Annotated in this window: 11 protein-coding genes; 5 read left to right on the forward strand and 6 right to left on the reverse strand. The window is 71.5% G+C overall.

Annotation, left to right across the window (positions count from 1 at the left end; genetic code table 11):
* Window positions 1–170: 170 nt before the first annotated feature.
* Entirely contained in the window at window positions 171–371 is a 201-nt protein-coding gene (locus BDK92_RS38300; protein WP_147456884.1) for a hypothetical protein, read from the forward strand.
* Between the two features lie 195 nt (window positions 372–566).
* Here the strand turns inward: BDK92_RS38300 and BDK92_RS02320 are convergent, their stop codons facing one another.
* Window positions 567–2,174 (reverse strand): DEAD/DEAH box helicase, encoded by a 1,608-nt coding sequence (locus BDK92_RS02320; protein ID WP_121161518.1) that lies wholly within the window; start codon window positions 2,172–2,174, stop codon window positions 567–569.
* 332 nt (window positions 2,175–2,506) lie between these two features.
* Between BDK92_RS02320 and BDK92_RS02325 the strand changes: the two genes are divergently transcribed.
* Complete coding sequence (locus BDK92_RS02325) at window positions 2,507–2,686, forward strand: hypothetical protein (RefSeq protein WP_121154140.1); 180 nt, start codon at window positions 2,507–2,509, stop codon at window positions 2,684–2,686.
* Window positions 2,687–2,734: 48 nt separating this feature from the next.
* On the opposite strand, the gene BDK92_RS02330 is transcribed toward BDK92_RS02325, so the two are convergent.
* Entirely contained in the window at window positions 2,735–3,067 is a 333-nt protein-coding gene (locus BDK92_RS02330; protein WP_121154142.1) for a YkvA family protein, read from the reverse strand.
* A 210-nt stretch (window positions 3,068–3,277) separates the two neighbouring features.
* Complete coding sequence (locus tag BDK92_RS02335) at window positions 3,278–5,221, reverse strand: APC family permease (RefSeq protein ID WP_121154144.1); 1,944 nt, start codon at window positions 5,219–5,221, stop codon at window positions 3,278–3,280.
* A gap of 221 nt (window positions 5,222–5,442) precedes the next feature.
* Between BDK92_RS02335 and BDK92_RS02340 the strand changes: the two genes are divergently transcribed.
* A complete protein-coding gene (locus BDK92_RS02340; protein WP_121154146.1) occupies window positions 5,443–5,844 on the forward strand; it encodes a hypothetical protein in 402 nt (133 codons plus the stop codon).
* A 49-nt stretch (window positions 5,845–5,893) separates the two neighbouring features.
* On the opposite strand, the gene BDK92_RS02345 is transcribed toward BDK92_RS02340, so the two are convergent.
* The gene (locus tag BDK92_RS02345; RefSeq protein ID WP_170208455.1) at window positions 5,894–7,348 is read right to left on the reverse strand and encodes a condensation domain-containing protein; all 1,455 of its coding nucleotides are present in this window, start codon (window positions 7,346–7,348) and stop codon (window positions 5,894–5,896) included.
* Between the two features lie 187 nt (window positions 7,349–7,535).
* On the opposite strand from BDK92_RS02345, the gene BDK92_RS02350 reads away from it, so the two are divergent.
* On the forward strand, window positions 7,536–8,606 hold the full coding sequence (locus BDK92_RS02350; RefSeq protein ID WP_121154150.1) for a winged helix DNA-binding domain-containing protein: 1,071 nt from the start codon (window positions 7,536–7,538) through the stop codon (window positions 8,604–8,606).
* 48 nt (window positions 8,607–8,654) lie between these two features.
* A complete protein-coding gene (locus BDK92_RS02355) occupies window positions 8,655–9,746 on the forward strand; it encodes a serine hydrolase domain-containing protein (RefSeq protein ID WP_121154152.1) in 1,092 nt (363 codons plus the stop codon).
* A gap of 21 nt (window positions 9,747–9,767) precedes the next feature.
* Here BDK92_RS02355 and BDK92_RS02360 read toward each other — a convergent pair whose 3' ends face one another.
* Window positions 9,768–10,247, reverse strand: a complete 480-nt coding sequence (locus tag BDK92_RS02360) for a rhodanese-like domain-containing protein (protein ID WP_121154154.1) — start codon at window positions 10,245–10,247, stop codon at window positions 9,768–9,770.
* 166 nt (window positions 10,248–10,413) lie between these two features.
* Window positions 10,414–14,124 carry a reprolysin-like metallopeptidase gene (locus BDK92_RS02365; protein ID WP_246016743.1) on the reverse strand — a complete coding sequence of 1,237 codons (3,711 nt, stop codon included), beginning with the start codon at window positions 14,122–14,124 and terminating at the stop codon, window positions 10,414–10,416.
* Window positions 14,125–14,273: the final 149 nt, after the last annotated feature.

Below are 14,273 nucleotides of genomic sequence, written 5' to 3' on the forward strand. Positions count from 1 at the left end.
GGTGGCGTATTCTCGATCGCCGGACCGTACGGGTATCGCCGATGCCGCGGATTCCGGGACCGACGGATGAGGCGCCGACGGCTGGAACAGGAGACGATAAGCGGATGAAGGTCCTATTCCTTGGCGGTCCGTGGCACGACCAACGCCATGAGGTAACACCCGCTCGCGCAGTGGCTGCGGCTCGTTCGCTGCCGATGTACCTGAAAGTGCCGGTTACGGCGACCGAGGGCGGCGAGTCCGCCGACCCGACCTCGACCCTCCCTCGGCAGTCCGGCGGTCACGTGACCTACACCCGCCGGTTCGCCCGTGGTGGCGGCGAGCGCCTGCCGGTATACGTCGCACCGGATTACGACGGGCCGCCCCGGGCCTGAGGCCTCGGCGGTCGCGCGGGGCGGCGGGAAATCGCCCCGCGCCATCCGATCCTGACGGCACTCTCCCCCGGTGCCGGACCAGGGCCCAGCGGTCCTCGCCGCTGGTCACCTCTTCCCCTCGTGCTCCGGCCGGCGCCGGACCGCGCCCTGAAAGGGTGCGGTCAGCGCCGGCCGCGGCTTTCCAGCCGGCTGCGGTCAGCGCCGGCCGCGGCTCCCCAGCCGACTGCCGGCCGAGAACGCGGCGGCACTGCGTGCCGGGTTTGAGGTCTCTTGAGGGGTTCGTCCCGATTCAGACTGTTCAGAGCCCGTTTGGCTGGTCCCGCGGCGTGCCGAACGGTGCCGCCCCGAACCGCCACGAGCGGTGCCGTCGCGACCCGACTCCCCACGTCCGGCGCCCTCACGACCAGCACCGGCACGCACCGAGCCATCGTGGCCCGCCCCGGCCCGGCCGGCGCCCGCACGACCCGACCCGCCACGGCCCGAGCCGTCGCGACCCGAGCCGCCACGACCAGAGCCGTCGCGTCCCGACCATGCGCTCTCGGCGGAGCCCGCACGACCGGAGGCATCGCCGCTGGCGGCCGACCGGACCGGCGGGGCGGTGAACCTGCGCTCGCCCGGGGCGAGTTCCGCCAGCAGCGCGTGACCAGGCCGCAGGGGGGTGATGGTCGGCTTGATGCCCGCCTGCCGGGTCAGGTCCCGGACGTCGGCAACCTGGTCGTCGGTCATCAGGGTGACCACGGTGCCACTGGCCCCGGCGCGGGCCGTCCGGCCCGACCGGTGCAGATAGGCCTTGTGCTCGGCCGGCGGGTCGGCGTGGATCACCAGGGTCACGTCGTCGACGTGGATGCCACGCGCCGCGATGTCGGTGGCGACGAGCGTACGGGCGTCGCCGGTGGAGAACGCGGCCAGATTCCGGGTGCGGGCGTTCTGCGCCAGGTTGCCGTGCAGCTCCACGGCGGGGATGCCCGAGGCGACCAGTTGGCTCGTCAGCCGCTTGGCCCCCCGCTTGGTACGGGTGAAGACGAGCGTGCGGCCGGGGGCGGCGGCGAGGTCGATCAGCACCGGCAGCCGGTCGTCGTGGCGTACCTGGAGCACGTGGTGGGTCATCGCCGCGACCGGGGAGGTCGCCGAGTCGACGCTGTGCGTGACCGGACTGCTGAGGTAGCGCCGGACCAGGACGTCGACACCGGCGTCCAGGGTCGCCGAGAAGAGCAGCCGCTGGGTGCCGGCCGGCGTACGGTCGAGCAGCCGGCGTACCACCGGCAGGAAGCCGAGGTCGGCCATGTGGTCAGCCTCGTCGAGCACGGTGATCTCGACCGCGTCAAGGCTCGCCTGACCGGTCGAGACGTGGTCGGCCAGGCGCCCCGGGCAGGCGATCATGATGTCGACACCGGCCCGCAGGGCGGTCACCTGGGGCCGTGCGCTCACCCCGCCGAAGACGGTCTGGGTGCGCAGTGAGAGCGCCTCGGCCAGCGGCGCGATCGTCGCCTCGATCTGGGTGGCCAGTTCCCGGGTGGGGGCCAGGATCAACGATCGCGGTCGGCCGGGGCGCCGGGGCGTCTTCGACGCGGCGAGCCGGGCGAGGACCGGGATGGCGAAGGCGTAGGTCTTGCCGGAACCGGTCCTGCCCCGACCAAGCACGTCCCGACCGGCGAGTGCGTCCGGCAGGGTCGCGGCCTGGATCGGGAACGGGGCGGTGATGCCCGCCCGGCCGAGCGCGGCGACGAGTGGGCCGGGCACGCCGAGTTCGGCGAAGGAGGTTACCGGGGTATCGAGCGTCTTACTGGGGCGGCGTGCCGCCATGGAGTGTCTCCGAACGTGGAAGGAATCGCCCTGCACGGCGCTGACCGTGCGGTCGCGGCGCGTGATGGTCGACATCAGGCAGGTCGCGGTGATGACCGGCGGGCTGCACTCGCCACTCTACCCGCTGTCGAAGAGCGGACACCGACCGTACGCCGAAGTCGTGTCGGGGTGGCGGGGTACGCTCAGGCTGCGATCGGATGACGACTTCCGGCGATCGACCGGATCCACTCCCGCTCGCTTCTCCACCCCGCTCTCGTACCATCCCGTTCGTTTCCCGGCCGGCCCGCGTCCGCCAGCGGGCGAGCCGCGCGTCAGCGCAAGCATTGGAGCAGATGTTGACCGGTGTGACCCTGCATGACCCGAACCCGTTCGGCGACCAGCCGGAGGGTGACCCGACGGTCGACGACCGACCCACCGTCGACGTGAGTTCGGACGCGATGACCAAGTTGCGCAGCCCGTTCGAGGTCAGCTCGGACGCCCCGGGGCACGGCGACCGTGCCGAGCGGCGCTGATCGCCACTCCGGAGTCCATCGCCACCGGCCGCGGCCCGCGCGGGACCGCTAGCCGGTGTGCTGCCGGTCGACCCGCCGCCGCTCGGTCTGGGCCACGGCGGGCCGACCACCGATGATGCCGTGCCGCCGGGCGAGGTGGCCCAGATAGGTGATCGCGCCGAGCAGGATTCCGATGTCGTCCAGGTAGATCGGATCCGGCAGCACGTCCACGGGCGATATTCCGTAGATCACCGCGGCCCAGAACGCGGCCTTGCCGGAGAACGGCATCTTGGCACTGCGGATCAGAGACCTCATCCTGAGCAGCCTGATCACCAGCACGACGGCGACGACGAGCGTCACCGCGGCCAGCACCACCAGCACCACGACCATCCACGAGTCCATGTGTCCTCCTGACGCACCGGTGACAGGTGGTCCCGCGCCCGGTCGGGCGACCGCCTGTGGAGCGTAGGTTACGTGCCCCGACCGCTTGATCCTTATGCGCTCGAACCACCATGAGCCGAACGCGCTCGGACCACCATGTCCCCGGTTCCGCTCGGCGCGTTCGCAAGTGGACGGGATCGCCCCGGACCCCGGCACCCGCACCGTCGGGGATCAGCCGACGTGCACCCGTGGTCGCCGACGCCGGTCCGGTTCGGCCTGGCGGAGCACCTCACGGGTGAGCGGGGCGACCTCACCGTCGCCGAAGAACAGGTAACGCAGCAGGTAGAACAGCGGATTTCCCTCGGTCCAGGCAAAGTAGATGTGCGGCAGTTCCCCGGTCGTGTCACGTACGTGCAGCAGGAAACCGGCGATCGCGTTGGCAATGCTGGCACCTTCGACCCGAAGGATCCGGTAGCCGAACCGTTCCTCGCCGGTGACGATCAGCTCGGACTCGAACTCGGACGGGTCCCGGACCGTCACCTCGAGGAAGAGCACCGGGTCCTCGGCCGGGATGTGGCTGTCGGCGCGTTCCTCGGCCTCCTTCTCCCGGTACTCGGTCTCGTCGCGCTCGTTCGGCTCGTTGGCGATGATGTGGATCTCGCCCCGTGCGGCCACGTCGGCGATGAACCGTTGGGCCTCCGGGTCGAGAACCACACCGGTGACCCGCAGTTCGGTTGCCCGGAACACCCGGGACAGGATGGAGGTGGCGATGATCGCGGCGATGAACAGTGACGCGATCCGGACGCCGTCCGGGCGCTCGATCACGTTCGCCACGGTGGTGTAACCGAGCACCAGGGTGATCACCGCGAACGCGACCATCGACGTACGCCGTCGGCGCCGCCGGGCGGAAAGGGTCACCGCGAGGGCGGCCGAGGTGATCAACACGAGCACACCGGTGGCGTACGCGCCACCCTGGGCGGTGACGTCCGCGCGGAAGACCACGGTGATCAGGAACGCGATGAGGGTGAAGACCAGGACCAGTGGCCGGATCGCCCGGCTCCAGTTCGGCGCCATGCCGTACCTGGGCAGATACCTGGGTACGAGATTGAGCAGGCCGGCCATGGCCGACGCGCCGGCGAACCAGAGGATCAGCACGGTGCTGATGTCGTAGACGGTGCCGAAGAGGTTGCCGAGATAGGTGTGGGCGAGGAAGGCCAGTGCGCGACCGTTCGCCTGCCCCCCGGCCTCGAACTCGTGCTGGGGGATGAGGACGGTGGTGACGAAGCTGCTGGTGATGAGGAAGATGCTCATGATGATGGCCGCCGTGGTGAGCAGCCGGTGCGCACCACGGATCCGTCCCTCGGGCCGACGCGGCAGGTCGTCGGGACGGCCCTTGATCAGTGGCATGACGGCCACCCCGGTCTCGAAGCCGGAGAGACCCAGGGCCAGCCGGGGGAAGACCAGCAGGGCCACCACCAGGATGCCGAGCAGGTCCGGATGCTCGTTGAAGAGCAGGCGCCGCCACTGCGAGACGAGTTCCGGATGCTCCAGCAGATGCCGGAAGGACACGATCATGACGATCAGGTTGAGCAGCAGGTAGACGCCGACCAGCACCACCGCGATACCGATGGCCTCCTTGAAGCCCTTGAGGAAGACCGCGCCGAGGAGCGCGACCAGCACCAGCGTCAGTTCGACCTGGAGCCCGGCCAGCCCTTCCGGCAGGTACGGGTTCTCCATGATGTGCGCGCTGGCGTCGGCGGCGGAGAGGGTGATGGTGATGATGAAGTCGGTGGCGGCGAACCCGAGCAACGCCAGGACCAGCAGCTTGCCGTTCCAACGCGGCAGCAGCCGCTCCAGCATGGCGATCGACCCCTGGCCGTGCGGGCTCTCCCGGGCCACCCGCCGGTAGACCGGCAACGCGCCGAGCAGCGTCAACGCGACCAGGACCAGGGTGGCGATCGGGGAGATCACTCCTGCGGCGAGGGCGGCGATGCCGGGCTGGTAGCCGAGGGTGGAGAAGTAGTCCAGGCCGGTCAGGCACATGACCCGCCACCATGGCCGTTGGTGCTCGGTGCTCTCGGTGGTGTACGGACCGCTCGCCCGGCCCGGTTCGAGGCCGTGCAGGAGCCAGCGTCGGACCCGACCTGCGGGCTCCGCCGCCGGCCGCTCCCCCATTGCCTGACCTGCCACGTCGCTGCCCCCGCCCGCCGGTACCCGCCATCGCCGCGACCAAACCTGCTGGTCGCCGCGCCTGTCCGACCGGCGCCCCGCCGACTCGCGCCCGCCCGACCGGGCAACCGGCCAGTTCCGGCATGACCGGTGCCGGAGTGGGCAATCACCGTTACCGCACCGACCCGTCAACGAGGTGAGCCGATGACCGGCAGCGAGGTGATTCGATGACCGCGAAGAAGCCGTCCGCGAAGGGCACCGAGGCGGGCAACGCCGGCCAGGGCGGGCCGGAATCGGTCGGACCGTGGGGTACGACCCGCGGCCTCGACCAGGACGCCCCCTGGGGAGTCGAGGAGGACTCGCCGCTGGACGAGGGGTCCGAGCCGACCGCCGTCGCCGAAGGCCGGCGTGGCGAGCGGCGGGCCGCTCCGTCGGCTGCCGCCGGCGAGGACGGCCTCGGCACGGTCGAGCCGACCCGCTTTCCCGAGGCGGGTCCGGGGCTGACCCCGAACGCGCCCGGGCACCATCCGTTTCCGAACGACAGTTCGACCGGCTCGCTGTCGGACAACCCGCTCGAGGAGGAGACCGGCATGCGTCCGGAGGGCGTGTCCCGCCGCGAAGGCCACTGACCGGGTCGACCGTCGGGCCCACCCGTCCGTTGCCGGTCTTTCCCGTCGGCTAACGCCAGGGCCAGGGCAGGTTCCCGAAGGCCGCGTCGACCAGAAGCCGTTCGAGGTCGCGCAGGAACCGCTCGATCGCGTCCGGTGGCAGGTGGGCGGTGTCCGCGGTGAGCGCCAGCCCGACCCCGCCGGGCCGGTCGATGACCTCGATCCGGGTACGCCAGGTGAAGGTGTCGAGCCCATGGGTCCAGGTGCAGGACGAGTCCGCCATCGCCGCCCGTACCTCGCTCTCCTCGGTCGCGCGGCCGAACAGGTCGACGTCGGTGGAGAGCCGGATGTCGTTCAGGTAGAGATGCGGGCTCACCCCCTCGGCGTACGGGTGCCCACGGGCCCGCAGCGCCTGCCTGACCCAGGTGGGGTCGTAGTACGCGTGCCGGTAGGCGGCGAGCGCGGCCCGCCAGACCCGCGGCAGCAGGTCCGCGAAGTCGGGGCGGTCGGCCAACTCCACCACGACCAGTCCGAGCTGGTTGAGCTTGGCGACCGCGTCGCGGTAACCGTCCCGGGACCGGTTGCTCGCCATGCTGTGGACGCCGACCACCTCGTTGCCGGACCAGTGCGCGGCCACCACGGCGGCCGCCGCCACCAGAACGGTGGAACTGGTCACCCGGTGCCGTGCGGCGATCAGTCGGATGGCGGTGTCGGCCGAGGTGGAGGTCAGCACCGCCCGGCGGAACCGGGGTGTCAACGCCGGGCCGAGCCGGGGCAGGGTGTCGACGGGCAGTCGGTCGAAACTGCGTACCCAGTGGCCGACCGCGCGTTCGGCCTGACGGCGCTCCTCCCCGTTCTGCTCGCGCCGGGCGACGTCGACCGACTGGAGGCCGGCGGGTGCGGCGATCGATCCCCGCAGCAACAGCAGCCGCAGGTCCCGGAGCAGGATCTCGATCGCGTGGAAGTCGACCGTGGTGTGGCTGAAGACGACCGCGATCTGACGGACCTCTCCCGCGACCAGGATCAGCCCGACCCGCTGCGGCCACTCGTGGGCGTGGTCGAACTGCCGGTCGGCCAGTCGTTCGGCGACCGTCCGGGCGAGTGCGGCACCGTCGTCGTCGCCGATCGCGACTAACGCGGCCGGGTCGGCCCGGACCAGGAGCACGGGCAGCCCACCTCGGTCGGCGACGACCTGGCACCGTTCACCGTCGACCACCGGCATCCGGGTACGCAACGAGCTGTGTCGGCCGATCAACGTGGCGAGTGCCCGCGAGACCGTGTCCGGGTCGCGGCCGGCTCGACGGGGTACCGCCAGGGTCCGGCGCAGGCTGATCATCACGTACCCCGGTCCATGTCGTTCGATGGCGTTCCACAACGCGCGCTGGCCCCAGGTCAGGGGTGCGACCGGTTGCCCTTCGCCGACAAAGTCCACGACCGTCCATTCGGTCGCGGCTCCGGCGATGGTGACCGCGGAGGCGGCCGGCTCGGCCGGCGGTGGTGCGGCACTGCCCGCGCGGATCACCACAGTCTGTCTCCGCTCCCCGGGCCGGCGGCACGGCCGCCGATCCACCCGACTCGATGCGACCAGTATCCGGGGCTCGGTAAGGGCCACGAACTCCTCGAGAAAGCGCATTCCTGTACCCGATCGGCCGATCCCGCGCGACGTACGCTGCGCGCGGTGAACTGTCGGACCGGTCTGGCATCCTCGGGCGATGACGACGCCACACGAGATCGCGCTGCTCCGGCTCGTCGCCCAGCGGATCGCGAACCCGCCGCCGGCCACCCCGACCGACACCGTCCGTTGGTTGACCGCCGCCCAGGCACAGGACTTTCCCGGGGCGCTCACCTCCATCGCGCTACGCTCCGCCGGCGGCACCCGCCAGGCCGTGCACGCGGCGCTCGACGCTGGCGAGATCGTCAGGTCATGGCCGATGCGCGGCACCCTGCACCTGCTGGTCGCCGAGGACCTGCCCTGGGTCCTCGGGCTGACGGCGTCACGTACGCTGGCCCGCGCCGCCGGGCGTCAGGCCCAACTCGGTCTCGACCCGGCGACCCTGGTACGGGCCCGGGACCTGGCCGTGGAGGCGCTCGTCGGCGGTCACCGGTTGCGCCGCGACGAACTGCTCGCCGTCTGGAACACCGCCGGACTTGGCACCGATGCCCAGCGCGGCTACCACCTGATCTGGCACCTGGCGCAGACCGGGACGCTCTGTTTCGGACCGATGGCCGACGGCGAGCAGCAGATCGTGCTCGTCGACGAGTGGATCCCACAACCCCGCCGACCGGACCGGGAGGAGGCCCTCGGCGAACTGGCCGCGCGTTACTTCCGCGGCCACGGCCCCGCCACGACCAGGGACTTCACCCGCTGGGCGAACCTGGTGGCGGCGGACGTACGGGTCGGTCTGGCGCTGGCCCGGCCGACGCTCGCCCGGATCGAGGTCGACGGTGTCGAGTACCTGATGGACCCGCTCACCCCGGAACTGCTCGACACCGACCGGGCCCGCGCCGGCGGAGTGTTCCTGCTACCGGGATTCGACGAGTTCATCCTCGGCTACCAGGATCGCTCGGCGGTGCTCCCGGCCGAGTTCGCGGACCGCATCGTCCCCGGCAACAACGGCATGTTCCGGCCGACGGTGATCGCCGACGGCCGGGTCCTCGGCACCTGGACCCGGAACCGGCGGGGCGCCGACCAGGGCGTCGTCGCGACCCCGTTCCGCGACTTCCCGCCCGATGTCCTGGACGCGATCCCGTTGACCTACGCCAGGCTACCGATGCCGGAGTGAGACCGACAGCACTGTGTCCGGCGACCGTGGGTCGATAGCGTCGACCACATGAGCGACGCCGCCCGCCCCCTCACCCCGTACGCCGACGCCTCGGGGCCCCGGCAGGCACCACTCGCCGCGATCCGTGATGCGGTGGCGCGACACAGCGGACAGACGACGCCCGGCATCGACGACATCGGCCGGTACCTGGCGGCACAGAACGGGGACACCTCGCACCGGGAGGTCACCGGCCCACTGCTGCCGGGATCCGGGGCCAGTGGTGTGGTGCTGCACCAGGGTTCGGTCGTCGCCCGGTGGGGCGATCCGACCGTACCGGAAATGCTCTTCAGCGGAACCAAGAGTGTCGTGGCCACGGTCGCCGGGATCGCGTTCGACCGGGGGCTGCTCGACGTCGACACACCGGTCGCGGCGACGGTCGATCATCCCGTCTTCGGCACCGCCGCGGCGCGCGACATCACCTGGCACCATCTGCTGCGGCAGACCAGCCAGTGGCACGGCGAGCTGTGGGGCAAGCCCACCCGGGTGGACGCGCAGAGCCGGCGGGAGGGAAACGAGCCCGAGGGTGGGCCGCCGGGCTCCGGCTGGGCCTACAACGACGTACGGGTGAACCTGCTCTGCCTGGCTCTCACCCTGTTGTTCGGCAGACCGCTGCCGACAGTCCTGGGCGAGGAGGTGCTCGGACCGCTCGGCGCCTCCGGCACCTGGTCCTGGCACGGCTACCGGGACGCGGCGGTGCGGGTCGACGGGAGGACCGTGCCGGTGGTCAGCGGCGGCGCCCACTGGGGCGGCGGGATCTGGATCTCGGCCGAGGATCTGGCGCTGCTCGGCGCGCTTCACCTGAACCGTGGACGGTGGGCGGGGCGGCGGGTGCTGAGCGAGGAGTGGGTCGACCGCTGCTGGCAGCCGGGTGAGCACAATCCCGACTACGGCTACCTCTGGTGGCTCAACGAACGCGGCCGGGTCCAACCCGCCGCCCCGTTGACCGGCCGGTGTGCCCGCGGCAACGGCGGCCGGCACCTGCTCTGGGTCGATCCGGCACGGGACCTGGTGATCGCGTCGCACTGGACCGAGCAGATCGGTGAGCTGCTCGCGGCCGTGTCGGCCGTGGTGCCGACGGTCGGCCGGTCCTCGTCGGATTGAGACCGCCGGGGCCCTGCGCGCTCAGCAGCCGCAGGTGGTGCCGGTTCCGGGCGCGGTGAGGTCGTCGACCGGCCGACGGACGAGACCGCTCGGGGTCCGTACCGGGAAACCCTCACGGACCCAGTACTCGTAGCCGCCGATCATCTCCTTGACCGGGTAACCCAGCCGGGCGAACTCCAGCGCGGCCCGGGTGGCTCCGTTGCAGCCCGGGCCCCAGCAGTAGGTGACAACCGAGGCGCCGACCGGGACCAGTTCCGCCGCCCGTCGCGCGATGTCGGCCCGGGGCAGGTGGACGGCGCCGGGCAGGTGCCCCTGCCGCCAGGCCCGGTCGTCGCGGGAGTCCACCACCACCAGGCCGTCCACGCCGGTTTCCAGGTCGGCGTGGACGTCGCTGACGTCGGTTTCGAAGGCGAGCCGGGCGGCGAAGTGGGCGACCGCCTCGGCCGCCGACGCGGTCGGGACACGCAGAACGTTCGACGTGTCGGGGAGCAGGTTCGTCATACCGATGATCGTCGCCGCCCACCAAACCCCCCACCAGTGGCACCCATGCCACTCCCCCTCAAAATCCCGCCAGCCCCCTTCCTCGCGCTAGGGCATATCGCGGTGGACGGAGATCCACTAGTAGCGATATGCCCTAGACCGAGTACGGGAGGTGGAGGGAGGGGGGTTACAGGATCAGGAGGCTGCCGGTGGAGAGGTTCGTCTCCGTGGTGTGGGTACCGGGCCAGTCCGAGGAGAGGAGCAGCCGCTCACCGTCGAGCAGGGTGACCCCGAGACTGTCCTTCGAGCTGAGCAGCCCACGGTCGGTCGCGGTGAGCCGCAGGGTCAGGCCGGTGCCGACGGCAACAGGACGTCGGGCGTCGGTGACGTCGTACAGACCGGCCCTGCCGCGCCACTCCAGCACGTCCGCGCCGCCACCGGTACGGGCACCGAAGGAGGCGATGTCGGTGCCACGGATCTCGTACCGCCGGCCGCCGGAGGCGAACCCGACAGTGGCGAGCCCGGTCGGTGCGCCGATCCGGGCCTGGGCCACCAGCAGCGTGAACTCCGCCCTCGACCCGGCGTCAACCGGGTAGGCGCCAGCGGAACGGTTCGGTGTGAGCGTGCCGGCGCCGATCACCGCCCGGTTCTCCGGCCGGACGATCTCGACCCGGGCCGAGGCGGTGCCGGTGTAGTTGCCGCCGACGGTCACCGTGACCTGGTGCGTGCCGAGCGGCAGAGCGGCGTCACAGCTCGCCGATGCCGTGGTCGTGTCGGCGGTGACGAGCAGCCCGATCGCGCCGGTACAGAGCGTCCGGCCACCAGCGGAGAAGGTCACCGTCGCCGTACGGATGTCACCGGGCCGGGAATCGACCGGGTCACCGGCGGCCCAGCTGTCCCGAACGGTCGCGCGCAGCCGCGCGGTCACGCCGCCACCGCTGCGGCCGTACGCCAGGGTGTCCCCGGTGTACGTCACCTCGGCGTCCTCGGCGACCACACGAATGAGGAAGCTCGTGGTCGCGGTGCCACCGGTCTCGTCACTGACCGTCACGGTCACCGGGTAGTCGCCGAACGCCGCGGTGGTGTTCCCGACGATCAGCCAGCGCCTGGTGCCGGGGCGGACGCCGGGCTCGGACGGATCCTTCAGCCCGAGGAACAGCCCGGCGGGCAGTCCGGTCGCGGTCGCCGACAGCGCGTCACCGCTGCTGTCCGGGTCGGTCGCCAACACGGTGACCTGCGGCGAGATGTGGTCGGTCCACTGCACCGTCGCGACGCCCCCCGGTGCGTCGTTGGTGACCTGCGGAGCGACCCGGATGATGATGGTGCCGTCGTTCAGGTCGAAGAAGACGTTGCCGACCGCCTCGACCTTGATCTTCCCCGTGCTGGTGCCGACGTTCGGCAGGGTCACCGTCTCGTTGCCGTCGTTGGCGGTCCGCTCGGCCAGCACGTACGGGAACGTGGCGCCGTTGTCGGTGGAGAGCGAGATCTTCACCTCGGAGACGCCGATCGGTGCGGCGTCCGTGCCGGCCACGTCCCAGGTCACGGCCTGGGTCGACCCGGCGGCCACGGCGCCCTTCTCAGGCTGGGAGGTGACCAGGAACGGTCCGGCGGTCGGGGCTACGGTCAGGGCGGTGTCCGCGCTGCCGATGCCACCGGCGCCCGGGTGCCCGTCCCGGGCGGTGAGCCGGAAGTGCATGGTGCGACTGTTGTCGAAGCCGACCCAGTCGGCGGTGGGGAGGAACTCCGAGAAGCAGTCGACAATGTGCGCGGGCACGTTGGTCGCACCACCGGTCGGCGGCGCGGGCGGCGCGTCCGGGCAGGCGCCGGTCCTGGCGTTGGTGTTGCCGGAGGCGATCTGGGCCGGGTCCGGGAAGACCCGGGTCGGGTCCGTGGTCACCGCGTTCAACCCTGGCGAGTGGTACTCCAGGGTGTCCTCCGGGCTCACCACGGCGGCAGTGCCGAACTGACGGAAGAGCGGACCGTTGGTCTTGGTGTTGCTGACCAGCGCGGTGCCGGCGGCACCGCCCCGGTCGTTCTGCTCCCACAGGTACGTGAGCGTGTCGCCGTCCGCGTCGGTGGCGCCGCCGGTCAGCGCGAACGGGGTACGCGCCGGAATGGTGTACGAGGTCGGCACGCTGACCACCGGTGCCCGGTTCGTGGTCTGCTCGACCAGCCAGCCGCCGTTGTCCACCGCGCCGCCCTTGACCGTCTCGCCGACCGTGCCGGAGGCGCCGGTCGCGGCGGTGATGGTGAGCGGGCCGACGTTGACCGCCGCGAGCGGGCCGGCGTTGAAGGTCACCTGGAATCCGGTGTCGTCCAGCGTTGCGCTGCCGCCGAACGCCGCGACACTCACCGTGGCACCGGCCGGCCAGTCCGGGATCGCCTCGATCGCGGCCTTGAGGCCGGCGGTGGTGTAGCTGGTGCCCCGTACGATCGGCGCCGACTCGCGGCCACCGTAGCTGATCGTGAACGAGTCACCGTCGGTGTCGAAGCCGCGCAGCGCGGCGGTCTGCACCTCGTTGATCGCCGGACGGGCCGAGCCGACGAACGTGGTGATCTCGGTGTAGCTCCGCTGCGACCAGTACGGGTCGCTGTGCGGTTGCAGGTTGTCCTGCTGGCAGATGCCGGCGTACGCCATGATCGACGACCCGCTGCCCGGCTCGTACGAGTTCGCGGCGCTGCGGTTGCCGCCGGAGCAGTTGTACTGGGTGCCGTTGAAGGTGTGGTTGCCGGCGAACTGGTGGCCGATCTCGTGCGCCACGTAGTCGACCGCGTAGAAGTCGCCGACCGGGGTCGGCAGTCCGGTGCAGCCCCGGGCCTTGCTCGCGCCACCGACCACACCGAGGCCCGCGACGCCGCCGCCGTTGACACCGAGGCCGATGTGCCCGACGTCGTAGTTGCCGGCGCCGACGAGCTGGCCGAGCACGATCTGGTTACGGCTCAGCGTGCCGCTGCCGCAGGAGGTGATCTGGGCCGGGGTGAAACAGGCCGCCGCACCGCAGGGGCCGTTCGGTTCGGTGGCCATGGCCGTGGTGTTGAGGTTGGTCCGGTCGGTCTCGTTGACCAGTACCAGCCGGATCGCGGTCTCGTCCTCGTAGACCTGGGTCACCCGGTTGACCAGCGTGGCCTTGGCCGCGGTGACGTTCTCCGGGCCGAAGAAGGTGGCGTACGACGGGTCGGTGACCAGGGCCAGCCGGTAGGTCCGCAGCGTCACGGGCGGTCCGGCCACGGTCGGCTCGACCTGCCCGGTCACCGCCTCGGCCGCCGACTCGACATCCTCCAGCTCGGCCGGCGGCTCCTCCGGGTCGGCCAGGTCGCGCCCGTAGTAGCTGGCGTAGACGCTCTGGTCCCGGTGGTAGTACGGATCGACGAACCAGACGCCGCGCGTCGACCGGACCGAGGCGTGGAAGCCGAGCGGGGTGAGGTCGCCGCGTACGGTGGCGGTCTTGTCGTCCAGCCCCCGGCCCGCGTACGTCCGGATCTCCGGGTGCCTCGCGGCGAGCCCGGACTCCAGCACCGGCGAGTCGACCAGCTCGAACTGTTGCAGGACGCCCTCGGGGGTGGGCAGCGACAGCACCAGCGGCCGCACCCGGGAGGTGGCCGCCGTCCGCTCCTGCGGCGCGCGCGCCAGCTCGGACTCGATCATCGCCCGGTCCAAGGTGTACGCGGCGAACCGGGTGGCCTGGATGTCGACCGGGCGGCTCGACCGGGCGGCGGCCAGGTCACCGTCGATCCTGGCCCACGCGGTGGTGGGCTTCTCCGGGGCCGCCACGGCGGGGGCGGCGGTGACCAGCACCGGCAGCAGGGCGGCGGCGAGACTCGCCACCACCAACGTGGCGAGTCGTGGTCGGGGCGCGGCCCGACCACGGGCAGCGACTGATAACGAGGGGATCGTCAACTCTGTCTCCTTGGGACTCGGGCGCCGGCCCGACGAGATCGGCAACCGTCTTCACACCCAGGTCCGCCCATTGATCACCTGAGCGGTTGATCAGACGATAGGCGCCGAAACCCAGCCATGGATAGGGCTCAGTACGTTACGGATCGATG

Source organism: Micromonospora pisi, from assembly GCF_003633685.1.
In the GTDB taxonomy this organism is placed as follows: Bacteria; Actinomycetota; Actinomycetes; order Mycobacteriales; family Micromonosporaceae; genus Micromonospora_G; species Micromonospora_G pisi.

Bases quoted from the DNA above. Each gene is read 5' to 3' on its own strand.
- BDK92_RS02320 (WP_121161518.1), bottom strand. From the start codon at position 2,174: ATGGCGGCACGCCGCCCCAGTAAGACGCTCGATACCCCGGTAACCTCC.
- BDK92_RS02325 (WP_121154140.1), top strand. From the start codon at position 2,507: ATGTTGACCGGTGTGACCCTGCATGACCCGAACCCGTTCGGCGACCAG.
- BDK92_RS02330 (WP_121154142.1), bottom strand. From the start codon at position 3,067: ATGGACTCGTGGATGGTCGTGGTGCTGGTGGTGCTGGCCGCGGTGACG.
- BDK92_RS02335 (WP_121154144.1), bottom strand. From the start codon at position 5,221: ATGGGGGAGCGGCCGGCGGCGGAGCCCGCAGGTCGGGTCCGACGCTGG.
- BDK92_RS02340 (WP_121154146.1), top strand. From the start codon at position 5,443: ATGACCGCGAAGAAGCCGTCCGCGAAGGGCACCGAGGCGGGCAACGCC.
- BDK92_RS02350 (WP_121154150.1), top strand. From the start codon at position 7,536: ATGACGACGCCACACGAGATCGCGCTGCTCCGGCTCGTCGCCCAGCGG.
- BDK92_RS02355 (WP_121154152.1), top strand. From the start codon at position 8,655: ATGAGCGACGCCGCCCGCCCCCTCACCCCGTACGCCGACGCCTCGGGG.
- BDK92_RS02360 (WP_121154154.1), bottom strand. From the start codon at position 10,247: ATGACGAACCTGCTCCCCGACACGTCGAACGTTCTGCGTGTCCCGACC.